Source organism: Polyangium sorediatum (genome assembly GCF_029946465.1).
In the GTDB taxonomy this organism is placed as follows: Bacteria; Myxococcota_A; Polyangia; order Polyangiales; family Polyangiaceae; genus Polyangium; species Polyangium fumosum.
On the sequence record NZ_JARZHI010000043.1, the window covers coordinates 25,830 to 51,875 of the forward strand.

23 protein-coding genes are annotated in these 26,046 nt (G+C 69.2%); 16 read left to right on the forward strand and 7 right to left on the reverse strand.

The features are described from left to right. Positions 1–30: 30 nt before the first annotated feature. Positions 31–750, reverse strand: coding sequence for a hypothetical protein (locus QHF89_RS33735; protein WP_136971764.1), 720 nt, complete (start codon positions 748–750; stop codon positions 31–33). A gap of 690 nt (positions 751–1,440) precedes the next feature. Here QHF89_RS33735 and QHF89_RS33740 point away from each other — a divergent pair. Beyond that, positions 1,441–1,875: a hypothetical protein gene (locus QHF89_RS33740; RefSeq protein WP_136971763.1), complete on the forward strand. Its 435-nt coding sequence runs from the start codon at positions 1,441–1,443 to the stop codon at positions 1,873–1,875. Then, on the forward strand, positions 1,872–3,653 hold the full coding sequence (locus QHF89_RS33745; RefSeq protein ID WP_136971762.1) for an FAD-binding protein: 1,782 nt from the start codon (positions 1,872–1,874) through the stop codon (positions 3,651–3,653). Before QHF89_RS33740 ends, QHF89_RS33745 begins: the two co-directional genes overlap by 4 nt. 53 nt (positions 3,654–3,706) lie before the next feature. Here the strand turns inward: QHF89_RS33745 and QHF89_RS33750 are convergent, their stop codons facing one another. Genes QHF89_RS33750 through QHF89_RS33775 form a run of 6 tightly spaced genes read right to left on the reverse strand, consistent with a single transcriptional unit; the run spans position 3,707 to position 8,765 of the window. Further along, positions 3,707–4,450, reverse strand: coding sequence for a hypothetical protein (locus tag QHF89_RS33750; protein ID WP_136971761.1), 744 nt, complete (start codon positions 4,448–4,450; stop codon positions 3,707–3,709). 34 nt (positions 4,451–4,484) lie between these two features. Then, complete coding sequence (locus tag QHF89_RS33755; protein WP_284721254.1) at positions 4,485–5,693, reverse strand: eCIS core domain-containing protein; 1,209 nt, start codon at positions 5,691–5,693, stop codon at positions 4,485–4,487. Continuing rightward, positions 5,690–6,871, reverse strand: coding sequence for a hypothetical protein (locus QHF89_RS33760; protein WP_136971760.1), 1,182 nt, complete (start codon positions 6,869–6,871; stop codon positions 5,690–5,692). The genes QHF89_RS33755 and QHF89_RS33760 overlap by 4 nt, the downstream gene beginning before the upstream one ends. Beyond that, entirely contained in the window at positions 6,868–7,458 is a 591-nt protein-coding gene (locus QHF89_RS33765; protein WP_284721255.1) for a 4Fe-4S single cluster domain-containing protein, read from the reverse strand. Before QHF89_RS33765 ends, QHF89_RS33760 begins: the two co-directional genes overlap by 4 nt. Continuing rightward, positions 7,455–8,396: a hypothetical protein gene (locus QHF89_RS33770; RefSeq protein ID WP_284721256.1), complete on the reverse strand. Its 942-nt coding sequence runs from the start codon at positions 8,394–8,396 to the stop codon at positions 7,455–7,457. Before QHF89_RS33770 ends, QHF89_RS33765 begins: the two co-directional genes overlap by 4 nt. A 3-nt stretch (positions 8,397–8,399) precedes the next feature. Further along, on the reverse strand, positions 8,400–8,765 hold the full coding sequence (locus QHF89_RS33775) for a hypothetical protein (RefSeq protein ID WP_284721257.1): 366 nt from the start codon (positions 8,763–8,765) through the stop codon (positions 8,400–8,402). 175 nt (positions 8,766–8,940) lie between these two features. Here QHF89_RS33775 and QHF89_RS33780 point away from each other — a divergent pair, with 175 nt between their 5' ends. The 14 genes from QHF89_RS33780 (at position 8,941) to QHF89_RS33845 (ending at position 26,037) form a co-directional block, all read left to right on the forward strand. Beyond that, positions 8,941–10,590: an AMP-binding protein gene (locus tag QHF89_RS33780; RefSeq protein WP_284721258.1), complete on the forward strand. Its 1,650-nt coding sequence runs from the start codon at positions 8,941–8,943 to the stop codon at positions 10,588–10,590. A 40-nt stretch (positions 10,591–10,630) separates the two neighbouring features. Then, positions 10,631–11,626: a type VI secretion system protein IglI family protein gene (locus tag QHF89_RS33785; protein ID WP_136971757.1), complete on the forward strand. Its 996-nt coding sequence runs from the start codon at positions 10,631–10,633 to the stop codon at positions 11,624–11,626. A gap of 33 nt (positions 11,627–11,659) precedes the next feature. Next, on the forward strand, positions 11,660–12,526 hold the full coding sequence (locus QHF89_RS33790) for a type VI secretion system baseplate subunit TssG (RefSeq protein ID WP_284721259.1): 867 nt from the start codon (positions 11,660–11,662) through the stop codon (positions 12,524–12,526). 184 nt (positions 12,527–12,710) lie between these two features. Continuing rightward, positions 12,711–13,652, forward strand: a complete 942-nt coding sequence (locus QHF89_RS33795; RefSeq protein ID WP_136971755.1) for a type VI secretion system contractile sheath small subunit — start codon at positions 12,711–12,713, stop codon at positions 13,650–13,652. A gap of 15 nt (positions 13,653–13,667) precedes the next feature. Then, complete coding sequence (gene tssC, locus QHF89_RS33800; protein WP_136971754.1) at positions 13,668–15,326, forward strand: type VI secretion system contractile sheath large subunit; 1,659 nt, start codon at positions 13,668–13,670, stop codon at positions 15,324–15,326. A gap of 34 nt (positions 15,327–15,360) precedes the next feature. Further along, on the forward strand, positions 15,361–15,930 hold the full coding sequence (locus QHF89_RS33805) for a hypothetical protein (RefSeq protein ID WP_136971753.1): 570 nt from the start codon (positions 15,361–15,363) through the stop codon (positions 15,928–15,930). A gap of 12 nt (positions 15,931–15,942) precedes the next feature. Beyond that, positions 15,943–17,217, forward strand: a complete 1,275-nt coding sequence (tssK, locus tag QHF89_RS33810) for a type VI secretion system baseplate subunit TssK (protein WP_136971752.1) — start codon at positions 15,943–15,945, stop codon at positions 17,215–17,217. A gap of 27 nt (positions 17,218–17,244) precedes the next feature. After that, entirely contained in the window at positions 17,245–17,604 is a 360-nt protein-coding gene (locus QHF89_RS33815) for a GPW/gp25 family protein (protein WP_136932170.1), read from the forward strand. Positions 17,605–17,626: 22 nt separating this feature from the next. Next, positions 17,627–19,261 carry a hypothetical protein gene (locus QHF89_RS33820; RefSeq protein ID WP_136971751.1) on the forward strand — a complete coding sequence of 545 codons (1,635 nt, stop codon included), beginning with the start codon at positions 17,627–17,629 and terminating at the stop codon, positions 19,259–19,261. A gap of 6 nt (positions 19,262–19,267) precedes the next feature. Next, complete coding sequence (locus QHF89_RS33825) at positions 19,268–19,849, forward strand: hypothetical protein (RefSeq protein WP_136971750.1); 582 nt, start codon at positions 19,268–19,270, stop codon at positions 19,847–19,849. A gap of 9 nt (positions 19,850–19,858) precedes the next feature. After that, positions 19,859–21,478: a type VI secretion system baseplate subunit TssF gene (locus QHF89_RS33830; RefSeq protein WP_136971749.1), complete on the forward strand. Its 1,620-nt coding sequence runs from the start codon at positions 19,859–19,861 to the stop codon at positions 21,476–21,478. Continuing rightward, positions 21,475–22,101, forward strand: a complete 627-nt coding sequence (locus QHF89_RS33835) for a DotU family type IV/VI secretion system protein (RefSeq protein ID WP_136971748.1) — start codon at positions 21,475–21,477, stop codon at positions 22,099–22,101. The genes QHF89_RS33830 and QHF89_RS33835 overlap by 4 nt, the downstream gene beginning before the upstream one ends. A gap of 12 nt (positions 22,102–22,113) precedes the next feature. Next, positions 22,114–22,467 carry a hypothetical protein gene (locus tag QHF89_RS33840; protein ID WP_136971747.1) on the forward strand — a complete coding sequence of 118 codons (354 nt, stop codon included), beginning with the start codon at positions 22,114–22,116 and terminating at the stop codon, positions 22,465–22,467. Positions 22,468–22,488: 21 nt separating this feature from the next. Continuing rightward, positions 22,489–26,037, forward strand: a complete 3,549-nt coding sequence (locus QHF89_RS33845; protein ID WP_136971746.1) for a type VI secretion system membrane subunit TssM — start codon at positions 22,489–22,491, stop codon at positions 26,035–26,037. Positions 26,038–26,046 lie beyond the last annotated feature (9 nt).

Genomic DNA, 26,046 nt, shown 5'->3' on the forward strand with positions numbered 1-26,046 from the left:
GCGAGCGAGGCGGGGACGCCGTTCACGACGTCACCCCGACGCCACCTCCTCCGTCGTGCTGCCCGCTGCGCCCGCGCTCCTCCTTCCCTTCGGCCCTGCGCCGAGCGCCTCGAAGCTCCCGCGTTTCACAGGGTCGTTCGCGAACTCCAGCCTTCCGGCGCCCTCGATCCGCGCGACCGCGGCGAGGATCCGATTCCCGACTCGATTCCGCTCCTGCGTCGTGAGCGGAGCGCTCGCGCGTCTCTGCTCCTGCTTCGCATCGGCATCCGTGATCGCGGCGAGCGCGAGCGCGAAGCCGTCGACGTCTTTTTGAACGATGCCGAGCGACGCGGCCTCGGCCGGTTTTTCCTTGGCGCGATCGAGGATCTGCTGGAGCGCGGCTTTCACGTCGGAAACGCTGTCCTTTCTCGTTCTCCTGCCCACGCCATAGGCACGTTTCACATCGACGGGCGCCTTGAGGCGGTGGAGGGCGGCGCGGACCTGCCGCGCGCGCTCGTGTCCGTCGGCGAGGGCGGCGAATTGCTCGCTCGTCGCGGCGACCGACTCGCTGCGGGCCTGCTTCGCGCCGGGGACGACGTCTCCGAAGCTCTCGATGTCGCTCACGAGGCCCTCGACCAGGCCCTCCGGCAGCCGCGGCGAGATCACGGCGGCGTGCGTGAGTGCCAGATGCAAAGCCTTGAGGCCGAGTTGCGTGATGGTGGTGAAACCCTTCCGGGGATAGGAGCTCTTCACGATCAAGGTGGCAGGCATGATTCCTCCCTCGACGCGATAGGGGGTTACGACGTCGCGTCGGGCGCGAGGGTGCGCACGAAGAATGCCAAGCTTCGAGGTTCTCCACGCGTAAGCGCGAACCGCTTGAAATCCAGCGGGAAAGACGGATCGCAGCGACGCGCGGGCCGGGGAGACGCACCGGCGGAACGGGGAACATGTCCGGAATTGTCCAGAATTGTCCGGAATTGTCCGGACACTTGGGGTGCCCTGGCGGAACACCGCCCCGCGCTCGCGGAACACCGCCCCGCCGTCGCGGAACGCCGCCCCGCCGTCGCGGAACGCCGCCCCGCCGTCGTGGAACGCCGACCCGCCGTCGCGGAACGTCGCCCCGCCGTCGCGGAACGCCGACCCGCCGTCGCGGAACGTCGCCCCGCCGTCGCGGAACGCCGCCCCGCCGTCGCGGAACGTCGACCCGCCGTCGCGGAACGTCGATCCGCCGTCATGGAACGTCGATCCGCCCTTGCGGAACGCCGACCCGCCCTTGCGGAACACTTGCTCGCCTTTGCGGAAGACAGCCGTGTGCGTCGAGGCATGCATGATGCTTGGTTGGCCCCGGCGTGAGCGAAAGCAGCAGCACGGCTCGTGTTCAGGCCGATGTACCCAAGGACGGCACGAACGTCGAGGAGGCGCCGATCGAGCTCGAGCGTGCCGCCGGCATCGAGGAGACCTATGAAGAGAGCGAGAGCGGTCATCGTGAGCGTCGTGCTGGGCTCGCTCCTCGGAGGCTCGTCGGGGTGTTACCGCTACTCGTGGCAGGCCCGCGGCGATCCGGGGCTGACCGACGTCCCCGTCGATGCGTACAATCCGCGCTCCGCGACGCGCTGGTCCTACGTATGGGGGCTGCTCCAGGACAAATGGGCCCCGACGGATTGTGCGGGCGACGGGACTGCTCGACCGTGTAGCAACCAGATCCCGATCTGCGGCGGCCGTCCCGTCGGTCGTGTCGACACGGCCTTCAGCGTCGGCTCTGCATTGTTGATGTTCTTGACGCTGGGAATGGCCGTCCCCGAGCACGTGACGATCTATTGCAGCACGGCGGGGACCATCTCGGTGCCGCCCGTCAAGCCTCCTCCGCCTCCTCCGCCGGAAGGGAGAAGACGATGACAACAGCACCTATCCATCAGCCCACATTTCCGCCGGCCGAGGCTCCGACGAACCTGCTGGAGCTACCGCTCGACGTGAAGCCGACGCCGCGGAAGCGGAACGTGCCCGGCTTGCCAGACGAGTTCGAGCCCCTGGCCTCGGGCTCCTCGGGCGAGGACGAGCTCGCTGCGCGCGTCCACGGGGTGCCGAGGGTCGACGTCCGTTACGACACTTCGTGGAGCAACTGGCACAACTCGCTGGACGTGGGCGGCAGGGTGGAGCGGCAACTCACGCCCTCGAACGCGTGGACGGAGGCGAGCGTCAAGGTGCCATGGTGGAGCGGTCTCATTGGCATGCGCGCTTTGCAGCGGATCGTGATCGAGGCCAGGGACAGGAGGAAGCGCGTGCGCGCCTTCGGCGGCGGCTGGTCGCTGAACAACGTCGCGTTCATCGACGAAGACCTCGTCAACACCTCCAATCTCTTGGACGGCCTCGTGTTCGTGGATGAGAACCGCAGGACGATTCCGTGGATGCTCGACCCGAATACGACGGTCGATCCAGGCCGGCTCGTCCTCGCGCAGGCGGGCACCCGGATCAGCACGCTTCACGGCTGGCTGGAGTCGCGTCGCTTGTCCCTCCCGACGTGTGGTGCCAGCAATGGTCAGACGATCATCGGCGCCATCTCCACGGGCACCCATGGGTCCGCGTACGGCGTGGGCGCCATGCAAGACTATGTCAAGGGGCTCCACGTCATCGGCCAGGACGGCAAGTCGTTCTGGATCGAGCGCGAGAGCGGTCCGCCGATCGTCTCGCAGACGTTTTGCGCGTCGCTCAGCTCGACCCTCCGGCGCGACGACGATCTGTTCGACGCGGCCCTCGTCGGGTTTGGCTGCTTCGGCCTGATACACGGCGTTCTGCTCGAGGTGGCGCCGATGTACCTCCTCGAGAGGTTCGTGTACCAGCGCGATTTCGACGCCGCCATCAAGGCGGCCCTGACGCTACCCCTCGAGGATTGGGAGACGACGGCGAAGGCGCTTGGTCTCCCCTCGACGGAGAGACCCTACCACTTCGAGATCGTGCTGAATCCCTATCGCCTCGGCGCAGGCCAGAAGGGCGCGTTCGTGCGTGTCCTCTACCAGCGCCCCGTCCCGCCCTCCGGCGCGCTGCCGCACAGCAGCAGGCCCGACGGGACGACGCTGAACTCCGGGGAGCTCATCGGATGCATCAGCGTGATCTCCGAAGGTTTTTCAGCGCTGGTCATGGGCGCGGCGCTTCAGCATCAGATGGAGTCGATCGTCGCGCCCACCCACGGCCGGGGGGTTCTCGGCACGTGCAGCCAGCATTTCGGTGACACGGAGCGCACCGGCCGCGGCATCAGCCTCGAGATCGGCGTGCCGCGCGCGCGGGCCGCGGACGCCGTCGATTTGATCCTGCAAGTCACGGCGCGGAAGGCCTTCGGCGCGCCGATCGCGCTGCGGTACGTGAAGGCATCGAGCGCCCTGCTGGCGTTCACGCGATTCGAAGACATCACCTGCACCCTCGAGCTGCCGGGGCTCGGCTCGAGGACGGCGAGCGAAGCGCACGCGATGATTTTCGATCTGTTTGCGCGGTCCGACATTCCTCACGCCTACCACTGGGGCCAGGGGCTGCCGGTGAACGGCGCGTGGGTGCGGCAGGCGTTCGGCCCGCGCCTCGATCGCTGGCTCGCTGCGCGCAGGGCATTCCTCACCACACCCGAAGCGCGGTGGATGTTCTCGAATCCGATGATCGAGAGCCTGGGTCTGATGGACCCCCCGTGACCCCCCGTGACCCCCCGTGACCCCCCGACCTGCGCGTGAAGATGCCGCTCGGTTCAGCCCCCGCCCGACATCTCGCGGTACTGCGCGACCGTGAAGCGCGCCCAGGCGCCACGCGCGTCGCGCAGGTGCACGGCCACGGGTTCGAGGGCGTCGAGCGCCCGAGGATGCAGCTTGCATTGCACCCCGCGCGAGCCGCGGCGATCCACGGCGAAATCGGGCGGCGTGTCTTCCTCCGCGGGCTCGGCCCGGGCCGCGGTCTTCGGCTGCGCCGGCGCGTCACGACCGCCTTGCAAGGCGCGCGTCGTCCGCAGCTCCAGCACCGCCGCCGGCCCGCCCGAGCCCGCGCGCCCGGCGTCGAGCGCGGTCGACGTGGGGAACACCGAGCCCGTCCGCCCGTTCACGCCAGCCCCGATCCCCGCGCGCAGAAGGACGTTGAGCCCGGCATAATTCGTCGTGTGATAAAGCGCAGAGCCGGACGCCAGCGTGACCGCGCCGGTCTTTCCGGGCGCTGCCAGCCGTTGCGCGGCGCCGGCGCCGCTCGTCCGCGCCACCGTGGCCGCATGCGGCGGCCGCTCCTTGCGCGCGCCGCCGGGCGTGGACGCCTTTCGTTGCACCGTGGCCGCGTGCGGCGGCCGCTCCTTGCGCGCGCCGCCGGGCGTGGACGCCTTTCGTTGCGCCGTGGCCGCATGTGGCGGCCTGCTCGGCCGTTTTCCGGGCTGCGCCGTCGTCGTCTTCCGCTGCACCGTCGCCGGATGCGGCGCCCGCTGCTTTTTCCCCTCGCCCTCGCCGTTCGCCATCGCCGCCTCCTCCGCGTCGTTCCCTCGGAGAACGTTACCGCAGCTTCTCGTACACGTCGCGTGGTCCGCGCACGGATCCGCTCACCGGCGTCTTCACGTCGGCCGCGCGGAGCACGTCGAGCGCGAAGGCCGAGCATTGCTTCGATTGCAGGTTGAACCGGTGTCGCCCCGACTGATACTCGGCGACCTTCGCCATCGCCGCCTGCGCCTGCCCCGCGTCGATGGGATACTCCTTGAGCCGCACCCCGGGCTTCTCGAAGGCCGTCCTGTCGTCGTGCACCACGCCGGGGACACCCGACATGAGCTTGCCGAGGTCCTGGTGTGGATCATAAGCGCCGTAATTCTCGGGGGAAAAACCCCAGGCGTGCCGCTCTCCCGTCGGTTCTTCGAGCGCGACGAAGCTATGGCCGGCGAGCGGCTCCGGGAGGCTCGTGTTCTCGTGCATGTACGTCCCGAAGATGAGCCGGTATCCCGCGCCCTTCGCCTGCGCCGCCCGCATTTGCAGCGGCCCGACGTGGTGCGCCGGTGGCCCGAAGGCGGGCAACGGGCGCGCATGCGCGGCCATCTTCGCTTGCCCCGTGGCCACCGCCCGGCCCATCCGATCCGCCTCCGCCTCCAGCTCGAAATCCTGCACCACCGCGATCCCGTCGCCCAGCGGGTTCGCCACCCGCCCCTCGCGCTGCTGCACCACGTGCGTCAGCTCGTGCCCGAGCAGCTCCTGCCCTCGCGAGGTGTGTGGCTCGTAAAACCCGGGCGCGAAATGGATGTCGGTGCCCAGCGTGAACGCGATCGCCCCGATCGACGCCGCCTCTCCGCCCACGTGGACCCGCACGTCGGAGAAGTCCGATTCGAAGAAGGTCTCCATTTTTCGCAGCACCGACGGCGGGAGCGGCTGCCCATCCCGCGCCGGTTTGTTTTCGAGGAAGCCCGCCGGCGGCTGGAAGGCATGCACGCCCGAGGGCTGCGCCGGGCCGATGGCAGCGGGTTCGTCGGCGGCACGCCTTTGCAACGGGGCGACGCGCGTCGCGGCGTGCGGCGGACGTTCGACGGGCCGAGAGGCCGCGTGTTTTCGTTGCGCCACCGTGGCCGGGTGCGGGGGCAGGGAGGTCGTGCTGCGCTGGACGGCCTTGGCCGCGTGCGGCGGTTTCGTCGCGTGCGGCCGGAAGAAGGCCTGCGCCAGCATCGGCGCCGGGATACGATTGGCGGGATAACACGCCTGGATGACGCGTTGTTTCAGGCTCATGGCGATCGCGTCCGAGCTGCGCGGGGGCCGGGGCCATGCCCAGGACCCTCCGTGGCTAGATGGGATTGAGCGTACCACCGCACGCGGCGAACCAGCAAAGGCGCGGCTGTTTCCGTGCGGCTTCCCCAGGTCACCGTGCTCGCGGCCAGCAGGAGGAGGATCAGCACGGGCACGCCCACGAGCGCGGGTCGAAACCGCCGGAGCAGCGCTCGCCGCGCCTCCAAACGCCGCGCCACTTCCACGCGCCGCGCCTCCTCGCGTTTTGCGCGCGCCTCCGCGAGCGCCTCTTCCCCGAGCGTCCGGTCGACGAGATACACGAGCCCCGCCGCCGCGCTCCGGTGTCCGAGGGGATCCTCCACGTTCGCGGCCACCGAAAACCAGAGATCATGTCCGGGCCATCGCGCCCGCATGAAGTCCGCGATGTCCGTCGCGAGGGCGGACACGTCGGCGTCCACCGCCGCCGCTTCCGCGCGCCGCGCCTCGATGTGCGCGGGGTTCGTGAAGGCCCCCCGATCGGCCGGCAGCATGCGACCATACCGCGCGAAGAGCCGATCCCGCGCCGCCGCGTCCTCGTCGTCCGTGCTCCCGAGCGCGACGAGATCGGCGAAATTGATCTGCACGTCAATGGGCACGTCGCGCGCGTCCTTGCCCATTCGTCCCGCGAATTGCTCCACGAACGCCATCACGGCGTCGATCCGCGCGCGCACCTCCTCGACCTGCGCCGCCGCGGGCTCGGCCATCGTTTCACCGGCCGGGAACAGGTCGCCATAGGCAGGCACGAGCGAGGGGTGCACGTGCCCCGGGACCAAACCTTTTCTGCGTGGTGGCACGGGCGGAGCCACGCAAAGGACGATGCCTCCGATGCGACCGACCCGCGGCTCCAGCGCATCCCGCAGCGCGCCGGCCTCGTCCCGCGCCGCGTCCACGATCGCTCCCGGCACGTCGATCACCCGCACCGCGCGCTCGCCGATTTCGATCCGATGCTCCGTCACCGCCGCCGTCGGCGCTGGATGGGCCCCCGTCTCCACGCGCGGAGGCCCGATCCCCTCGGGCGTCACGGCCGCCATGCGGGCGTACTGGCTCCACCGCATCCGCGTCCGGGTCTTTCCGGACCGACGCCAGCCGAGCAGCAGGATCGCCGGCTCGCGCTCCCGATCCGGCGCGGGGCTCCCGCTCATGCGCGCCCCTCGGCGGTTCGTGGTCCGAGGGCGCGGAGGGCGAACCCCGTCACGCGCGCCCGCTCGCCCTTGCCGATCCACTCCACCGCGGGCAACCCCTCGATTTCGGCGGGTCGAATCCGGTTCGTCAGGAAATGCAAACGCTGGTTCGACGAGCCGCGCAAGGGCAGCCGCGCCGCGAGGTCGGCCTCGTAGCGGCCGTCGATCAGCAGATCGACCTCGGCGAGCAGCGCCCTTGCGTGAGGTCGCACGCCTCCTTCGATCTCTTCGCGAGAAAAACCCGAAAAGGCGATGACGTCCGCCCCCTCGGCCCGAAGCACGCGGCAGAGCGCCGCGAAGCCGAGCGCTTGCTCGAAAGGCTCACCGCCGCTCAACGTCACCCCGCGCAAGCCCCGAAAGGAGCGCACCCAGGACGCCGCCGCGTGGGCCGTGCAAACTCGCCGCGGCGCTGGCGCCCACGTTTGCGGGTTGTGACACCCCCGGCACCGGAGCGAGCAGCCCTGCGCCCAGAGGACCGCGCGCGCGCCGGGCCCATTCGCGTGGGACGGCGCGACGGCGTCGGCGAGGTTGAGCAGGAGGTCCGTCACGACGAACGGAACCTCCCCATCACCGCCGTGTTTTGCAGGACCACCTCCGCGCCGCCTGCCCCGTCGCCGCCCGCGGGCCACAACGCGCGCCCGTCCTCGCCGTAGAGCTCCGCCTCGACGCCTTGCGCGCGCAGCGCCCCGAGCACGTCCGCATAACCGCCGTGCACACACGCCGGGCCGTCCCACTCGGTGGGCCCGCGCATTTCGATCGCGTCGATCTCCGGGAGCGCGGCCCACGACACGAGGTGCTCGGCGATCCGCGCGAAGACGCCGTGATCGTCGGAGAGCTCGGTGACGAACGCGCCTTCGCGTGCTTCGAATCGAACCTCCGAGGCCCGGAGCCCCGCCGCGACGCCGCCCTCGCAGAGCGACACGACCCGCGCCCGTGCCCGCGCCGCGAGCAGCGCGTCGAGCTCGCCGAGCAGGGCCGCGACATGCGCCGGGCCTTCTTGCACCCTACGTCCTGCCAAACCTCGGAGATCGGCCGCGAGCCCGGGGCGAAACGCTTCGAGTTGCCGCTGCCATGCAGGCGCCTCCAGCACGGCGAGCGCCCGCGCGAGCGCCTCTTGCCGGGCTGCAAGGGCCTCTTCCAGCATGCGCGGCGAGACCCGCGCCACGTGCGCATCCACGGCCCCGATCCGTGCCCCGTCCGGCTGGCGCGTGAATTCGACGAGCGCGGCGCGCGCCTGCTCCGCCTCGCGATCGAGCGTGATGCCGAGCGCCACACACGCCGACAAGAGCACGAGCGCCCGCTCGACGCGCCCGAGGCACGCCTCCACGGTCGCCGTTCTCGGCGAAAGGGCCGGCGGCAAAGCCTTCGAGGCCGGGAGCTTCGAGGCCTCCTCACGCGCCTGGTTCGCTCGTTCGGCCGCAGCCCGCCGCAGGGCTTCTTCGTCCCTCTTGCTCGGCCGAATGCGCAGCGATTTGACCCCGCTCATGGCCTAACCTCCTTGCCAATCGATCTGGGCCTCGATGCGTTTCAGGGCCCCGTCCTCGCCGTTCTCGTCGACGGGCAGGGAAGGGGGCGCCTCGGCGGGGCGGGGCAGGGGGCGTGGCCGCTTCGGGGGCGCGGGCGGGCGCAGGCACGTGTATTCGAAGATCGGCGCCTGTCCGAAGCGCAGATCGTGCCGGTGCGTGACGAGCCAGCTCTCGAGCTTGCGCAAAAGGCCCGTGCGATCTTCCGGGTCGAGCCGCGGCCCGGCGGTCTCGATCTCCCATTGCGCGAAGAGGGATTCGGCGAGCGCCGAGAAGCTCTGCCGGCGGTCCAGCGTGAGCTCGCAGAGCGCGGTCCTTCCCTCGTCGCGCATGGTTCGAATGCGAATGGTGACCAGCATCGGGCCTTGCAGGGCGGGTTTCCCCCTCCGGCGGGACGAGGGTACCAGGCGTCCCGAGGGCAGGGCCAAATCGCTGGCGAAAGCGCACCCCGGCGATGCGGAAAACTTGCCCCGCTGCATGCGCCCTGCTCGTCTGCCCGGGCGCGTTATGGAGATCCCCGCCCTCGTCCAGAGCCTCGACCTCTCGCGCGAGGACGACGTGCCCTCGCTCGACTGGCTCGCCGCGAGCGCGGAGACCCCGGATTCCTTCTGGTCCGCCCTCTTCGAATTCGTCCGCGAAAAAGGCCCGCCGCTCCGGAGCCGCCCAGGAAAACCGCAGGACCTCTACCACGATGCCGTCCTGCGCCACGTCGCTGCGAACCGGCCGGCGCTTGTCTGGTATGAACGTTCCACGGCGCGCTCGCTTTCGTACGCCGCGCTCGACGCCCGCGCCTCCGCGTGCGCGGCTGCCTGGGCGCAACGCGGCGCCAAAGCCGGCGCGCCGATCGCCCTCGTCCTGCCCCTTGGACCCGCCTTCGTCGTGGCCCTCGCCGCGGCGCTGCGCCTCGGCCTTTGCGTCTCCGTCCTCGAACCCGCGGGCCCCCACGCGCTCGCCGCGCGCCTCGAAGCGCTCGGGCCCGCGCACGTCGTCGTCGATCCCGAGGATCCGCCGCCGCTCGGCGATTTCGACGCGCTCGTGTTGCCCCTCGTCGAGAATGGCCCGGCCCTGCGCGCGCCGCCGTATGCGTATGCGCCCGACGAACCCTGCGCCCGGCTCTTCTCTCCGCTGCGCGCGCCCTTGCTCGTTCCCGTCGATCTTCCCGCCGCGCGTGCCCTCGAAGATGCCTTGCGGGACGCCGTGTTCGCTTATCGCATCGGCCCCGGCGACGCCCTCGCGGCGCCGGATTTCCCGATGCAGCAACACATGCCGGCCTTGCTCCTCTCGACCTGGCTCGCGGGCGCGACGTTCGTCCACCTGCGAAAGACCGACCTTGAAGAAGACCCGACCCTCCTCGAACAATCGCCGATCACCGTGTTCGGCGTGGCCCCGGCGGTCGCGGCCCATCTTCGACGCAAACCTGCCCACCTCGCGCGCCTCCGCCACGTCTTCCGCAGCGTCGACGAGCCGCTCGACTGGATAGGTCACAACGAATTCGTCAAGAAAAACGATCTGGCACGCGTCCCGGTGAGCAACGTCCTCGTCGACGCGGCCAGCGGCGGCTGCCTGCTCTTTTCCACCCGCCGTCCCGGCAGCAGCAATGCCCGCGCTTTGCCCGCGCCCGGCCGTCCGTACCTCCTGCTCGACGCCGGCGGCAGCGGTGAACCCGCCGTCGGCGCGACCGGCGTCTTCGTCCCCCTGCCCGGCAAAGAAGGGTTTTTCATTCTGGCGAGCCTCGGCGCCGAGTACCTGTATGGCTCGACCCTCCCCCCGCGCCGCGCCGCGCGTGTGTATCCCGCGAGCGAGGTCACGGCCCGCGTCTCCACGCTGCCCGGCGTCGTGGGCGCCGCCGTCGTGCCTGTGCCGACCGGAGAGCCAGGCGCCCGCTGGGCCTTCCTCCTGGTCGTCTTCACCGGCGCGAGCGACGTCCCCGAAAAGGACGTCTCCGCCCTCGTCTCCCGCACGATCCGCGAGGATCTCGGCGAGGACTTCCTCCCGGACAGGGCCTTCGTCTTCCCCCTCTTCCCCCGGCGCGTCGGCAAGGAATTGGACCTCGACTGGTGCCATCGGCAATACTCCTCGGGCATCCTCCTGCGGAAGGCGGAAAGCCCCGTCTTCCGTGATCTGACCGCCCTCCGGGCGCAGATGCTCGGGACCTGACGGGTCTGTCCCGGCATACGATCGGTCCGAGGTCTTCGTCATGTTCGATCCGAACCTCGTCACGCACGCCCTCTCCGGCCCCGGCATGGATGCGACCACCGCGGCCGTGGACGATGCGTTGCGCCTCGCCCAAAGCGGCGAGCTCCGCGCCGCCGCCGAGCGTGCCTCGCTCTCCCTCGAGGACGGCGCGACCGACGCCCGGCTCATCGCGTCCTTCCTGCTCGGGGTCTTCGCCGAGCGGGGCCCGGTGGCCTTGCCCGACATCCTCGCGACCGCACGTTTCGCCCTCGAAGGAGGCTTCCGCGCGCTCCGGCCCTTCCAGCGCAAGGCGCGCGTGGCCGACTCCGCCTGGACGCTCCTGTTCCGCGGGATTCGAGCGTCCATCGACTTCCACGAAACCAAGCGCGACGCGACGTGGAAGACCTGGGCCGCGTCGATCCCGCGCGATTTGACGGCGAAGACCGTCGCCGAGGCCGAGGCGCTCACCAAGGCCATCACGGCCGTGATCGAATCCCCGCAATCCGTGCGTGAGCTCTCCGCGCTTCGCGCCCGCAGCGAGAGCGTCTTCCAGCGCGTGCCGCCGCCCCCGCCGCCCCCGCCGCCGCCCCCGGCGGAGCCCACGCCCGCGGAGCCGGAGACGATCGAGGCGCAAGCCGTGGACGAGCCCGAGGAGAACACGCCCTCCGATCCCGAGCCATTGTTCGAGTCGGAAAATCTCCACCCCAGCGCGCCGCCTGCCCGTACGATCGAGGTCTCGGCCGCGCTCGAGCAGTTCATCCGCAAGCTCGAAGCTTTCGAGCTCCTCGTGAGCCGCGGCGACATGGGCAAGGCCGCGATCGTGGCCCAGGACGTGCGCCGCGTCCTCGATCGATTCGATCCGCGCGTGTACCTGCCCGCCCTGCTCGCCCCTCATTTCCGCCTCCTTTCGTCGAACATCGGCGACATCGCGCCCCACTGGGAGGCCGAAGGGGGCCCGGCGTGGCAAGCGCTCGAGCAGCTTTATCAGGTCGACCTCGACGCGTTCGTCGGGACCTGACGCATGGACGGGCCGGCGCCGCTGTCCTCCGAAATGCCCCCCGCCCCGCCCGGCGCAGGCCGCGTCGCGCTGGAGGAGGCCATTTCGCGCGCCGCCCCTGCCTTCGAGCTCCCGGCCCTCGTGGCCTTGCTCCGCGCGCGTTTCCCCGACCGCACCTTGCGATTTCGCAGTCACCCCTCGCTCGCGTTCGAACCCACGCTCGTGCGCGCGGTCGAGTTTTTCGGCGACCATGTCACCGTCACCCTGAACCTCGGCCTGCGCGCGGTCACGACCCCGCTGCCCTCGTATTTCCAGGAGCTCTTCGCGCATCCGCAAGCCGGTCCCGCGCTCGAAGGCATCCTCGCGCTCGCCGACCACCGACTCCTCACCGATCACGCCGATTCGCGCGCGCCCGTGGAACAGGAGCGCCTCGTCCCGCGCCCTCGTTCCCTGCGCAGCTCGGCATTCACGCTCGCCCGCCCCTCGTCGCCGATCACGCTCGGCTGGCTCTTTCGCAAGGTCTATCCCGAGCTCGAAGTCTCGGTGCGCCGCGCTGGACACGAGCGTCGCTTGCCCGCGCCCGACGCGCGGATTGGGCAGGCGACGCTCGGCATCTCCGCGCTCGGCGGCGAGGCCGAGGTCTCGGTGCCCGGGATCGATGCCATTCTGGTGACCGACGCGTCGCGGACCTGGACGAATGAGCCGTGGACACGCGAGGCGCGCGCTCGTCTTTTGGATCATGTCCTGCCCGCGCTCTCCGGCGCGGCCGTGCACCTGCGTGTGCTGCTCGTCGATCACGAGGCGTCGGGCAAGCTCATCGTCCGCGGGCCGGGCGAGCTCGGCTGGGATCCGCTCGCGAAATCGCGGCCTTCCGAGATCCACACGCTCTTCGAAGGGCGACCGCCCGAGCGCCCGACGTGACGGCAAATTTGTCCCGGGGAGCGCGCCCGTGGAACGCTATGCGCGATTGGAACCGTAAAAGCCCCGAGCCCCCACGGTTCGGTCCTCAAGTTTTCTGCACGAGGGGGGCAAAGGCGCGCGACGCATTCACAGCGAACGCACGCTTGCCTCGTTCGGACGAGGTGGTGGGGAAGGAGAACCGATCTTGAGCAAGTATATCCAGGACCAGATTTTCAAGTCCAGGCTCACCATCACCTACCGGACCAACATCACCGGCACGCCGCAGCAGGAGAAGCTGCCCTACCGGGTTCTGGTCCTGGGTGAGTTCGAGGGCCGCTCCAAGCGCACCGCAGGGCTCTTGCCCGCCCTCTCCGAGCGGAACGTTCGCTCGATCAAGCGCGGGGCCACGGTGGACGATCACCTCACCGAGATCGTCCCCACCTGGCATTTGCCGAAGGCGCTCTCGCACCTCAAATCGAGCCTGCCCGGCACCGTGACCCTCGACCGGATCGTCTGCACGGTCCCGAGCGGCGCCATCGCCCGCAAGGAAGCCGGCAAGTATCCGCTCACCGGCAAGGGGCATTTCGAGAGCACGCCGGAGCAGAACGGTCTGAGCCGCGTCGACGGCGAGCTCATCGTGGGCGGCACGCTCGACGTGAAATCGATCGACGACGCGGGCAACCTCGAGGTCCAGGGCGCGACGATCACGTTCTCCGGCGAGGTCGCCGGCGATACGATCGATCCCTCGACCCGCAAGAAGGTCGGCCTCGTGACGGGCCTTTTGCGCAATCGCGTGGTCGCGCTGGACGCGGCGAGCGTGCCGAAGCCCGAGGCCGAGGACAGCGACGACGACGACGTGTCGAAGGGCCGGGTGTACGTCCTGCCTCTCACCACGCCGCTCAAGGTCAGCGCGGAGCGCACGGTGCCCTTCGCGTCGATGAAGGATTTCACGCCGGACGCCGTGGCCAGCAGCATCCCCGAGCTCCAGCGGCTCCGCGTCATCAAGCTGATGCTGCTCGAGCTCCAGTCCCTGCTGCGCAATCGCCCCGAGCTTCGCGCCCAGATGAAGCGCGCGCTCGCCTCGCCCGAGGGGCTCAAGGAGCTCCAGAAGTGGGCGAAAGACAATTACAAGGTGCTCGAGATCTGAGGTCGAGGAGCGATCATGCCTGCCACCAATACAACTCCCAAAACCGCCGACGAACTCAAAGCGGATCTTCTCGGGGCGTTCGGCGAGACCGCGGGCGACCTCAAAGAAGGTGACGCGCTCAAGCTCCTCATCAGCGAAGTCAAGCCGCCGGCGCAGCCGAGCGGCGGGACGGACGGCGCGCTCTCCCTCGCTGACGATTCCGGGGCGACGGCCCCGCTCAAGTTCGACGACCGCAACGTCAACATCAACGACGGCGCGCGGTTCATGAACGACCTCGCGGCGCTGCTCGTCAATTGCACGGACGAGCTCACGCTCTCGCGCGGCGACGACGTCGGACCGCTGCACGTCTTCGCGAGTTATTCGAACGTCGTGGAGGCGATCGCGCTCGCCGCGCAGAAGGTCGACGAGAAGCTCGGCAAGCACCTCGACGACGTCTTCCACGACGACGACTTCCAGGCGACCGAAGCGGTCTGGCGCGGGCTCCACCACCTCGCGTCGGGCGTCGAGAGCGAGGACGTCATCATCGATTTCCTCGACGGCAGCAAGGCCGAGATCGGCGCCGACGTCATCGATCACGACACCGACATCTTCGGCGGTAGCCTCTTCAACAAGGTCTACATCCAGGAGTACGATCGGTACGGCGGCAAGCCCTTCGCCACGATGATCGGCCTCTACGAGTTCGACTCGTCGGAGGAGGACGTCGACTGGCTGCGCGCCATGGGCCGCGTCGCGAACGCCTCGCATTGCCCGTTCGTCGCATCGGTCGCGCCCACGTTCTTCTCGCCCTGCAAGACGATGCAGGAGGTCGCGGAGATCGGCGACCTCGACGCGGTGCTCACGCACCCGCATTTCGGCAGGTACAACGAGCTGCGCGACACCGATTACGCCGCGTACCTCGGGCTCGTCCTGCCGCGGTACCTCCTGCGCCGTCCCTTCGGCCATTCGTCCAAGCTCGAGCCGGGCAATGTCGTCGGCTACAACGAGACGGTCCTGCCGGGCCGCACGGACGACGCCAGCAACTTCCTCTGGGGCAATGCGGCCATTCTCTTCGCGAAGAACATGGTCCGCTCCTTCGAGGGATCGGGCTGGGCCCAGCACATTCGCGGGCCGCGCGGCGGCGGCATCGTCGAGGGGCTCACGGTCTACACGTACGAGAAGAACGGCTACGAACAACAGCAGCCGCCCGTGGAGATCGCGATCCCCGATTACCGCGAGCTACAGTTCGCCTCGAACGGCTTCATTCCGCTCGTGCACAAGAAGAACGAGGCCGTGGCCACGTTCTTCAGCGCGCAGTCGCTCAAGAAGCCGCGCTCGTTCGTCGAGGATCTCAACACGAAGAACGCGCATCTCGTCACGAACCTCGCGTACTCGTTCTCGATCACGCGCATCGCGCATTTCGTCAAGCGCATGATGCGCGAGTACATCGGCAGCACGGCCGACGGCCCGTACATCCAGCAGGTGCTGGCGAACTGGCTCGGCGGGTACGTCACGACGGTCGTCAATCCCGACGATCTGACCTTGCGGTTCTATCCGTTCAAGGCCGTGAGCGTGACCGTGGAGGACAAGCCGGGCGCGTTCGGCTGGTACAAGTCGATCATCTCGGTTCTGCCGCACGCGCAATTCGAAGGAATGGACGTCGAGCTTCGGCTCGAAGCGGCCCTGGGCGGGCCCTGATACGGGATCGAGCATTAGGAAAGGATGAACGGCCATGCCGGAATTTCGTAAAGTCCTCGACGTTTATCAGGGCTTCAACTACAAGAAGGACAAGCAGACCGCGGTTGGTTTCATCACGTCCCTGAAGGTCGGGGATACGGCGCTGACCGCCGATCTCACCTGCAAGAACCCGATGAACCCGACGGAGGATCTGAAGGTCGTCGCGGTCCTGCGCGATATCCTCTGGGAGACGGGCGTCACCGACGCGGTCTATCTGACCGGGCAGGTCTCCGCGACGAACAAGCAAAACATCGCCCTCCTGATTTATACCTCCATGACGAACGTGCTGGTCACGTTCCAGTTCTCGGTCTACGAGTACGATCCGGTGCAGAAGGAGTATTACCTCTGCTTCCACTCGAACTCGACCGACATGAATGGGATCCTGGAGAAGCGGGGCGATGAGCTGAACCTCTCGGTGACGGACGACGCGTCGACCGAGGTGCAGTCGCCCATCAACTTCTCGTTCAACACCGGCATCAAGCCCCAGCCCTCGGCGCAATCGCTGCAGGTCGCCGTCGGCAAGGGGAAGAACTTCGCCAAGCTCTGGGGCTTGGCGCAGAGCTAGCCGGGGCGAACCGTGGCGGCGCTGGCACGGCCGAAATGGCGGATCGGGCAGGTCCTGCTCCCCGAGCATTTCCTCGGTCTCGAGGAGGCGCTCTCGGCCGAAGCCGCGCTGCGGGCGAGCCTCGTCGGTTTGCCCCTCACGGGGATCGCGCGGCTCGAATGGAACGGTGACGATCCCAAGAATGGCGTGCTCTGGGTGTCGGGCCTCACGGCCGTCCTGCCGGACGGGGCGCTCGTGGACGTGCCCGGCAATGCCCGCCTCAGCGCGCCGCTCGATCTCAAGGCCGTCGGGCGGCGCCGCGTCGAGGTGTTCGCCCACGTCCTGCCGCCGGACGACGAAGCGAGCGCGGAGGGGGCGCTCGAACCGCCCTCGCCCAAAGAAATCCCGCGTGTCTTGCTCCGCGTCGTGCTCTCGGCCGAGGCGAGCCTCGAAGGCAGCATCGGCCGGGCGGAGCTCGGCCACTTCGAGCTGACGACCGGGGGGCCATTCCGCCTCTCGACCGATTTCATCCCGCCGCTCGTGCGGATCGGCCCCACGCCTTACCTCGCGCCGCGCCTCACGCGCCTGCGCGGGGAGCTCGCCGAAATCGAAGGCGCGCTCGACGATCTCGCGCTCGAGGCCGTGGCGCGCGGGGACTCCGCGGCGCCGCTCTTTCGCGTGCGTGTCGAGGCCCGCAAGCTCGGCGGGCTGCTCGGCGACATGGACCGCGGCGTGCACATGCACCCGTATCCGGTCTATTCAGCCTTGCGCAATTTCGCGCTCGAGCTCGGCCTGCTCGACGAGCGGGCCGCGCCGTTCTCGGCGCCTCCTTACGACCACCACGATGTCGCCCGTATCTTCGGCGTCGTGTGCGACGAGATCTCGGCGCGCGCCCGCGTCCCCACGCCCGAGGAGCCGGCGATCTCGTTCGTCTCCGAAAGTGGGCGCCTCGTCGCGGGGGATCTCCCGCCGGAGGCGCTCGGCGCGACCGAGCTTTACGTGGTGGTCCTCAAGCATCGGACCGCGGACAAACTGCCGCTCGAAGGCACGGTGCTTTCGAGCCCGGGGCGGCTCCGCCTCGTGCGCGAGCATGCGCTCCGTGGCATGCGCCTCGTGTCTTCGCCGAACCCGCCGTTCCGGCATCGGTTCGGCGGGCCGGTGGATTTTTATCGGATCGTGGGGGCGGGCTCGTCGGCGGGCGACGACGCGCGCGAGTGGGGGGCTGTGCTCCGGGAGCGGGCGATCTGTTTCTTGATGCCCAAGGAGCTCGAGGGCTTGCAGGTGCTGCTCTCCTGGAGGCGGTCGTGATAGAAGGGACCGCGGAGGAGGCCGTCGTTGTCGTTCTACGGCAAGCTCAGGGGCGATCACGAACCCCGTCTGGAGAGCATCGCGCGCAACCTCGAGGTGTCGCTCAACGCGAAGGGCGGTTATGCCTCGGCCGTCGAGGTGTACGGGCTCGGCCGGTACGACGGCCATTTCGCGACGAAGCCCTTGCTCGACGAGCTCTGCGCCGAGATGCTCGGCGTCGTGCGGGCCTACGAGCCGCGGCTGCGCGAACCGAAGCTCACCCTGATCGGCCGCGACCAGGGCCTCTGGGTGCGATTCACGCTCACGGGGCTCGTGGGCGGGCAGCCGGTGACGTACCACGTGTTCTTGCACAGCGTCTTCCGGAACGTCTCCGTGCGCCGCGGGTAGGCTCGGCCGGCGGAGGCGGGCCTTGAAGGAAAAACTCGAAATCACGCTGGCGCTCACGGTCGGGGGGACGGAGCACACGATCCCGGGCGGCAACGTGCGGGGTTTCTCCTTGCGTTTGGAAGCGTGGGGCGTCTCGGGCTCCGTCGAGTTCGTCCTGCAGGACGACGCGTCCTGGGGCGGGAAATACACCGACGAGCTGCTCGCGGATTTCGTGAAGGCCGATCTCGGCGAGGTCTCCCTTTCGATCAAGCCGGGGCACCTCGAGACCGACACCGAGGCGGACGACGCGGAGATCAAGACGAGCGGCCTCGTGCTCGAAAAGTCGGTGCGCGAGGAGACGATGCAGCGGGTGATGGATGCGCCGGCGGTGCTCGTCCGGCGCTACCGCGTGACGTTCGTGGACCCGGCGCAGGCGCTCTGGCGGCAGCATTTCCCCTGCGCGCTCTACACCGAGACGACGTTCAAGGACGTCATCGAGGCGCACAAAGGCGACAAGATCAGCCTGACCTACGATTGGGACGTCATCACCACGACGGCGTCGCAGATCTTCTTCCACCTCGATCCGGCCGCGCGAGCGAGCTTTTACGATCTCGTGATCTGGTACGTGCGCTCCCGGAACGGCGTCTTCACGTACGACCACGCCGAGGGCACGTATTCGATCAAGGGGGCGAAGGACACGAGCGGGGAGGCTTCGGAGCTCTTGCTCGACGATCTCTCCTCCATGACCTCGTCTTTCCCCGAGGTCCCGCGCCACAAGCCGCGCGTCTTGAACTCGTACACGGAGAGCACGGCGACGGAGCTCGTCGACAATACGAATGCGGCCACGGGCATCTATCGCGACACGCTCCTCCGCACGCCGATCGCGCAAGACGTCGACGATCGGGTCACCCTGGAGACCGCGCGGCCCCTCCTGCCCAAGCGCGAGGTCGAGCTCTCGTTCCGGCGTTTTCCCACGGTGGCCGTTTCGCCGGGCAGCTTGCTCGACATCTCCACGACGGGCGGACACAGCGCGAACCTGATCGCGGCGACCGAACCTTTTCGCGTGGTTTTCCTTTCGCTCGAAGCGCGCGCCCTCGAGGACGGGTCCGAGCCGACCTATGGCGACACCGCGGCGAGTTTCTCCGTCGAATGCACGGCGCGCCTCGAAGAAAAGAGTGAGGCGCGTGTTCGCCTGCCGTCCACCGTCGATCCGCGCTTCCCGGGTCACCTCGAAGGCAAGGTGGTGAGCGCCGTCGGGGAAGACACCGACATCACGTACGATTTCGCGACGGACGAGGACACCTCGATCGATCAGTACACGGTCAAGATCCCGCTCTTCGAGAACAAGGAGATCACCGCGCCGTACGAGCCGGAGAGCGGGGCGGGGAACCTGTATCTGCCGCTGTACAAGAATCAGCGCGTGCTCGTGGCTCTCGATTTCAGCAAGGCCACGGTCATCCGGATGGTCGATTGGCGCAGTGAGGCGCGCGTGGCCAAGGACGGGCAGGGGCAGCACCTCTTCCTCGGGAAGACCTCGACGAACAACACCTCCGTGCTCCACGATTACCAGGACGAAAAGCCGGTCCTGCGTGTCTTGCGCACGAACGACAAGGACACCGTGCTCCTCCGGCTGGAGGAGGGCAAGATGACCCTCAAGGTCGAGGAGACGGGGGGGTAATCGGTCATGCCGCTGGTCTGCACCATCGAGATGGACAAGACCGCGGGGATCACCGTGACCGTGGTCAACGCCGACGCGAGCATCACGCAGACCATCGTGATGGACGGGACGAAGATCGAGATCAAGGTCGCCGGTGATTCGGCGACGAGCACGATCACGCAGACGTCGGAGAAGATCGCGATCGCCTGCAAGCAATTCGAGGTCACGGCCGACGAGACGATCACCATGACCTCCACGAAGGCGTCGAGCTGGACGAGCCAGGACACGTTTTCCGTGCAGAGCACGAAGGACGCGACGATCTCCTCGGACGCGAACGTGTCGATCTCGGGGGCGCAGAACGTCACGGTCGAGGGGACATCGAAGGTGGGGCTCACGGGCGCGAGCACGAATACGTTGACGCTCGAAAGCGCGGGCGCGACGTTGTCCACGGCGGCGACGCTCACGCTCGAAGGGACGAGCCAGATCTCGGCCAAGGGCGCGATGATCGAGGCCAAGGCCGATGGCATGATGAACCTCGAATCGTCGGGCATTGCGACCCTCAAGGGCAGCATGACGAACGTGCAGGGAAGCCTGGTGAATCTCGGATAGGAGGGGACGATGGCAGAGGCCGAGACCTTGAATTCGCTCTTCCTGGAGGAGCTCTCCGCGCTCGACGCGTTCGCCGCGCGCCGCGAGGCCGAAGGCGCGCTCTCGCTCGGGGCCGAAGATCCCGACGTGCGCCGGATCCTCGAAGCCCAGGCGTTTTTTTCGGCGAGGACACGCGCCGCCGCCCAGCGCGCGACGGCCGCGGCCGTCCGTCGCATCGCCGCCGGCACGCTCGACGAGCTGCTCGTGCCGGCGCCCGCGTCGATGATGGTCGAATGCGTGGTCGGCGAGGAGCGCGTCGAGCCCGCGGTCCTGCCGCGAGGCACGTTGCTCCGCGCGATGTCGGCCGAGGGCAAGGTCGGGCTCTTTGCGATGATGCGTCCGCTCGCGATCCTGCCGATCGACGTCGCGGGCGCGCGGCTCGTCGAGCAGAACCGACGGCTCTTCGTGCGGCTCCGCCTCCGCGCGCGGCGCTCCTGGAAAAACGCGGCCACGCTCTCGTTTTACGTGCGGCGCCTCGACGATTACCGCGCGTCCCTGGCGCTGCACGACGCGCTCTCCCGCCACCTCACGCGCGCCTTCGCCGTCGCCGGCACGGACGGGCCCGAGATCCCCTGTCGTGCTTCGTTCGGCGCCCCGCGCGCGAGCGCCCTCGAAGACGGCGACGACCGCGGCTCGCTCGCCCGCATTCGCTCGTTTTTCCACCTGCCCGAGCAAGAGCTCTTCGTGCAGGTCGAGGTGCCGCAGACCCGCGCCCCGTGGGACACGCTCGACCTCTTCCTGGAGCTCGACGAGGAGTTCCCCACGAGTTTGTCGATCTCGAATGATACGTTTCGCCTGCACGTCGTTCCCGTGGAGAACGCGTGGGTCGATTTCGCCGAGCCGATCCTCTGGGACGGCACGCGGACGACGGCGCCCGTGCGTTCGCCCTCGCCGCTGCTCGAAGGCGTCGAGCCCGCGGGGGTGCGCGGGGTCTACAAGGCGACGGATCGTGGGCTCGTGCCGCTGATGCCGGCGGCGCTCGCGCAGGACGGCGATACGTACGAGATCGAAGAAGGCGACGGGGTGACGGAGCTCAAGCTCTCGATCGACGGCGCCTTCGAGAAGCCCTGCAAGGTGCTCGCGGAGGCCCGTTTTTCGCAGCCGGTGCTCTGGTCGGCGTCGCCGGGCAAGCTCGCGCTCGGCTTGCAGACGCGGCATTTGCCGGGGGTCTCGTTCCGGCTCGTGGGCAGCATGCGCGCGCCCGCGGAGAGCCCGCTCGCGCAGGATCCGGCGCGGTGCCTCGACGTGTTGTCGCTCCGCATGCGACCGGCGCTCGGGCGGCGGGATCTCGTGGGAATGCTGGAGATCCTCGGCGCGAGCGGGGAGGGGGCGTATCGAGGGTTTGCCACGCTCGTCGACGAGCTCGATTCGCGCGAGGCGCCGGATCCGGCCCGGCGCGCGGGAGGCATTCGGCGCGTGTATCGGCTCGCGGTGCGGCAAAGGACGCCCGAAGAGGCGCCGCTCGTGCGTCGGCTCTCGGCGCAGATCGCCGCGCTCCTCGACGCGTGGACGGAGGAGCCCGTGGACGTGGAGATCACGACGCGCCCGATGGCGGGCCAGCGCGCGCTCTCCGGAGGGACGAAGGCATGAGCGCGACGGGCACGCTCGAACCCCGCGCCTTCGCGGAGATCGTCGCCTGTATCGAGGATACCGGGCGGATCCTCGACACGGCCGTGCGAAACAACAAGACACGCGACGTCGAGGCGCTCCGGGCGAAGCTCCGGAAGAGGCTCGACGATCTCGACGCGAAGCTCGACAAGGTGGTCTCGCCGAGCACCCTGGAGGGGGTCCTCGTCCCGCTCGTCGTTTTCCTCGACGAACGTGTGCAGACGCGGCTCGCGCGCGAGGGAGATCCCGAGAGCCCGCCGTGGCCGCTGCTTCAATGGGATCTGCTCGGCGAGACGGAGGGCGGCGACGAGTTCTTCGAGCGCGCGGCGCTCCTCACGCCCGAGAGCAAGCCCGAGCCGCTCGTGGTCGCGACGTACTTGCATTGCCTGGCGTGTGGTTTCGTGGGCCGTCATTTCGACGAACCCCAGGAGATCCGCGCCTGGAAGGAGAAGCTCGCGCGGTGCCTGCCGCGGAGCGAGGCCCCGGTGAAGACAGGGGCGGCCCCCACGGTCCGGGCCCGGCCCGCGCTGCGGTACGGGCTGCTCGCCCTGGGCGTCGCGGCAGGTTTTCACGCGGTTTTTGCCCTCGTCAGCCTTCTGTGGTGAAGTGCCGAGGGAATGGCGGCCGGAGGCAAGGAGAGTGATCCGCAGTCCTCGCTGCTCGCACGATGGCGAGCGAGCGGGCGGCGTCCGTCCACGCCCCCGCCGCCTCCCCGGATCGAGGTCGAGGCCGCGCCCCGTTCGCCGCCTCCACCGGACGCGGCGGCCCTGCTCGCGGCCGTCGAGGCGGGCGCCGCGGGCGTCGTGCCTCCGCACGTGCTCGCGCCCTTCGTGAAGCCCATTCGCGACGCGCTCGCGCTCCCGCCCGAGGCGCGGGATCCGAAGGCGCTCGCGCTGGCGTTTGATCGGGTGGAGGAGCTGCTCGAGGCCTTTCTCTTCGCCGGGCCACGTAGGCCCGCGGCGGGGGGGTAGGGCGGCGAGGAGGCGCGCGCGATGCAGCAGGCCGCAGCGCTGGGAGCGTCCTTGAACCCCTGGGTGATCGCCGCGATCGCCCTCGTGGGCGTCTTGCTGCTCGTCCTCGGCATTTTCTTGTTCGTGCGGTCTCGCAAGAAATCCGGCGAGGAGGCGCCCAAGGTGCCCTCGCCGCGTTCGCTCGACCGGACGTGGGACGATTTCGTGCGCCGCCTGCCGGAGAGCGTGCAGGGCGCGCCGATCGTCGTCGTGCTCGGCGAGCGTCGGGCCGGCAAGACGAGCGTGGTCCAGACAGGGCTCGCGCGCTCGGGTGCGGCGTCGCAGGTCGCGCCGAGTGACACGTCGGATGCGCGGCTCTCGATGTTCGCGGGCCAGCACGCGCTCGTGCAGGAGATCAGCGGCGAGCTGCTCGAAGACACGCGGCCCGAGGCGCGCGCTTCGCTCGCCGATCTCTGGAAGCCCATCGCGCTCCGGGTGCCGGTCGTGGTGTTCGTGATCGACGCACGCGCGCCTTCGTTCACGCCCGCGGGCCTCCGGCGCCTCGGCGCGCTCGGGCGGGACGTGGTCGACCGCCTCACGTCGCTCCGGCGCGGGCGCGCGCCGCGGGTGCGCGTCGTTCTTTCGCACCTCGACGAGCGACTCGAAGGGTTCGTCCCGCTCGCGCGCGTGGCGGAGGAGGAGGGACACGCGACGCAGACCTTGAAGCCCGCGGGCCGGCGCGCGGCGGACCTCGAGGGGCTCCTCGCGCCGCTCGACCCTTGTTTGTCTTCCGCGATCAAGACGCTGCCGGCCGTACAGACGGCGGCGGTGACGAAGCTGCTCGCGGGCGGCGGGGGGAGCGTGTTTGCAGCGCTCGAACCGTTCCTCGATGCGTTCGTGGGGAATGCGACGCAGGTCGCGACGCCGTCGCTCGACGGGATCGTGGTCTCGGGATTGCCCGAGGGCGCGGACGCGGGGATGGTGGGCGAGCCGCTCGGCCTCGATGCGCAGGCGGTGCAATCCGACTTCCATGCGCACGAGCAGCGGCGGATGCTGGGCGCGCTGGTCTTTGGGGCCGCCATTGCGGGGCTCATCGGCGGGCTGTATTTGTGGTACTGGCAGGACGTGAAGGCCGTGCCCGCGCAGGTCGCAGCCTTCACCACGCTGCGCCCGCCGCGCAACGTGGAGATGGATCGAGCCGAAGGAAAAGCGGCGAAGGCGCTTCGAGCGGCGCTGCGGCCACGCTGGTGGCCTTTGCGGTACGCGTATCCGAACGCGAAAGAGGAGATCGACCGGCCGCGGACCGAACGCGACGGAGGCGGGGAACGCGAGCAGTTCCTCGGGAAGATCCGCGAAGTGTATCTCCTGCCGGCGGCGAGGGCGTCCTCGCTGCCGGTGCGGCTTTATGCGGTGGCGCTGCTTCGGGCCTCGGAGGATAACGATCTCGGGGAGCTCGCGCTGCGCGACGAGGAGACGTTCGCGCGGGTGCTCGAGGTGCCGGAGCGCGTGGTCGGCGATTACGTGACGTTCTCGTATTCGCCGTGGCGGGGCGCGATCGAGGGGCTCGATCAGGGCATTCCGCGAGGCGATTGGGAAGGGTTCTTGGGCTCGCTCGACGACTCCTTGAAGAAGGGCGCGGTCCCGCCGGGCGAGATCGGCGCGCTCTCGGAGAGCGCGCGCAGGCTCGCGGATGCGCTGCGCGGCGTGGAGGAAGCGCCCTCGCAGAAGGAGCTCGAATCGCTGCTCCGCACGGAGAGCCCGGAGGACGCAGACAAACTGCTCGGCCCCGGAGGCAGCCACCAGATCCCGGACTGGGCGCAGCAAAAGAGCAAGGAGCTCGAAGGGCTGTTCGGCGAGGTCGACAGCTCGAAGATCGACGTGCCGAGCGCGGAGAACCGGACGCTGCGGCAGATCGTGGGGGATCTCGAGGGGATGAAGTGCCCCACGGGGGACACGGCCTCGAAGGAGACGTTTTCGATCGACAAGAACCGCGTCTATCGCGCGGAGGATTGGGACCGGCTCGTCGCTTCGAGCAAGTCGTCGGCGTACGTGAAGGGGTTCGTCGACGATGTCCGCGCCAAGCAGCGCTCGCCCTTCTTCGGGCCAAACCAGACGTTCCCCGCGGTGGGCGCGAGTGACATGCCGGGGCGTGGTCCGAGCCGGCCGCTCCCGGGGCTTTACACGGCGCGGGCCGTCAATGACGAGCTCGTGCCCGCATTCACGAAGCTCGACGCGGCGCTCACGGGGGCGTGTGTGCAGCAGACGGCGCGCGACGATCTCGCGCGGCTCGTGCGCGACGGGATGGACTCGTACGCGACGGCCTACCAGACCGCGCTGTTTTCCTACGTGCAGGGCTTCGGGTTCTCGGCGGGCTCGCTCGCGTCGCTCCGGACCGATCTGCAGGACATGGCCACGCCGAGCTCGTGGTTTGGTCAGTTCTGGACCACGGTGGCGGAGAATGCAGCGATCGACCCGGGGAGTGATCCGAATCTCGCCATCCTGCGCAATGCGCTCCGCTCGTTCGATGCGATCGTGGCGCTCCAGCCCGAGAAGGGCAAACCCGTCAACCTCGACAAGTATTACGCGATCCTGACGCCGCTCCTCGCCTCGCTGGAAGACGGGCCGCTCCAGGCCGCGGGCGCGCCGCTCGGGGATCGTTTGCCGCTCGTGGGAAAGCTCGGTTTGTCCCTTCTCGACCCCGACCCGAAGCAGCCGATGCCGCAGGTCAAAGCATGGCTCGACGCGGCGCGGATCCCCGGCGGGGACATGCGGAGGCCGTTCTTCCTGCCGATGAACCAGGTCTACGAGTATGCCCTGACGAACGTCGAGAAGGCCGTCGAGAAGATCTACAAGGGCGAGATTCGCCCGCTCGGCGAGCCGCTCTGGGCGCGGTTTCCGTTCCTGCCGACGGCGAAGGTCGAGGCGCCGCCGAGCGAGGTCGATTCGGTCTTCGGCGTGAAGGGCACGATGCGCCTCGCGTTCAACGACGGCGTGGCGCCGGCCGCGCGGCGGAGCGACGGCGGGGCGTGGGTGGCGAAGCGGCCGCTCGATTATCGCGCTGTCGTGCTCCCGAAAGAGGCGCTCGAGGTCGGCGGCTGGTTCGACGGTCTTTCGGGCCTGCTCTGGGACGAGGCGGGCAAACCCAAGGCGATCGCGCTTTTGGTGCGGCCGCATGCGCTGCCGAAGGTGGAGCGGGACGATCGCGTGGCCGTGACGATGTCCTCGCTCAGCGTGGGGGAGACGACGGTCGCAGGGTTCAATCAGGCGCCGGCGTGGAAATCGCTGCCCGTGCCCTGGTCGACGTCGACGCCGGCGACCGTGAGCGCGGAGCTCACCGACCTTTCGAGCGGCGGCAAGACGTCGCGGTCGCAAGAGGGGACGGGCGACGCGTGGCAGACGCTCCGGCTCGTTTGTGAGGCGTCGGCGTGGCGGGGCTCGGCGGTGTCGTGGATGCTCGGCGCGCGCGTGGCCTTCGATCTCGGCTCGGATCCGTGGGACGTGTTGCTCCCGCCGCCGAACCACGGCGCTCGTTGCCCGTCGCGGCCGCCGCCCTCCACGACGCTAAGTGGACAAGCCTCGACGCCTCGTTGATACTGCCCT

Coding starts and splice junctions, on each gene's coding strand:
- QHF89_RS33735 (WP_136971764.1), bottom strand. CDS start 750: ATGCCTGCCACCTTGATCGTGAAGAGCTCCTATCCCCGGAAGGGTTTC.
- QHF89_RS33740 (WP_136971763.1), top strand. CDS start 1,441: ATGAAGAGAGCGAGAGCGGTCATCGTGAGCGTCGTGCTGGGCTCGCTC.
- QHF89_RS33745 (WP_136971762.1), top strand. CDS start 1,872: ATGACAACAGCACCTATCCATCAGCCCACATTTCCGCCGGCCGAGGCT.
- QHF89_RS33750 (WP_136971761.1), bottom strand. CDS start 4,450: ATGGCGAACGGCGAGGGCGAGGGGAAAAAGCAGCGGGCGCCGCATCCG.
- QHF89_RS33755 (WP_284721254.1), bottom strand. CDS start 5,693: ATGAGCCTGAAACAACGCGTCATCCAGGCGTGTTATCCCGCCAATCGT.
- QHF89_RS33760 (WP_136971760.1), bottom strand. CDS start 6,871: ATGAGCGGGAGCCCCGCGCCGGATCGGGAGCGCGAGCCGGCGATCCTG.
- QHF89_RS33770 (WP_284721256.1), bottom strand. CDS start 8,396: ATGAGCGGGGTCAAATCGCTGCGCATTCGGCCGAGCAAGAGGGACGAA.
- QHF89_RS33775 (WP_284721257.1), bottom strand. CDS start 8,765: ATGCGCGACGAGGGAAGGACCGCGCTCTGCGAGCTCACGCTGGACCGC.
- QHF89_RS33780 (WP_284721258.1), top strand. CDS start 8,941: ATGGAGATCCCCGCCCTCGTCCAGAGCCTCGACCTCTCGCGCGAGGAC.
- QHF89_RS33785 (WP_136971757.1), top strand. CDS start 10,631: ATGTTCGATCCGAACCTCGTCACGCACGCCCTCTCCGGCCCCGGCATG.
- QHF89_RS33790 (WP_284721259.1), top strand. CDS start 11,660: ATGCCCCCCGCCCCGCCCGGCGCAGGCCGCGTCGCGCTGGAGGAGGCC.
- tssC (WP_136971754.1), top strand. CDS start 13,668: ATGCCTGCCACCAATACAACTCCCAAAACCGCCGACGAACTCAAAGCG.
- QHF89_RS33805 (WP_136971753.1), top strand. CDS start 15,361: ATGCCGGAATTTCGTAAAGTCCTCGACGTTTATCAGGGCTTCAACTAC.
- QHF89_RS33825 (WP_136971750.1), top strand. CDS start 19,268: ATGCCGCTGGTCTGCACCATCGAGATGGACAAGACCGCGGGGATCACC.
- QHF89_RS33830 (WP_136971749.1), top strand. CDS start 19,859: ATGGCAGAGGCCGAGACCTTGAATTCGCTCTTCCTGGAGGAGCTCTCC.
- QHF89_RS33835 (WP_136971748.1), top strand. CDS start 21,475: ATGAGCGCGACGGGCACGCTCGAACCCCGCGCCTTCGCGGAGATCGTC.
- QHF89_RS33840 (WP_136971747.1), top strand. CDS start 22,114: ATGGCGGCCGGAGGCAAGGAGAGTGATCCGCAGTCCTCGCTGCTCGCA.
- QHF89_RS33845 (WP_136971746.1), top strand. CDS start 22,489: ATGCAGCAGGCCGCAGCGCTGGGAGCGTCCTTGAACCCCTGGGTGATC.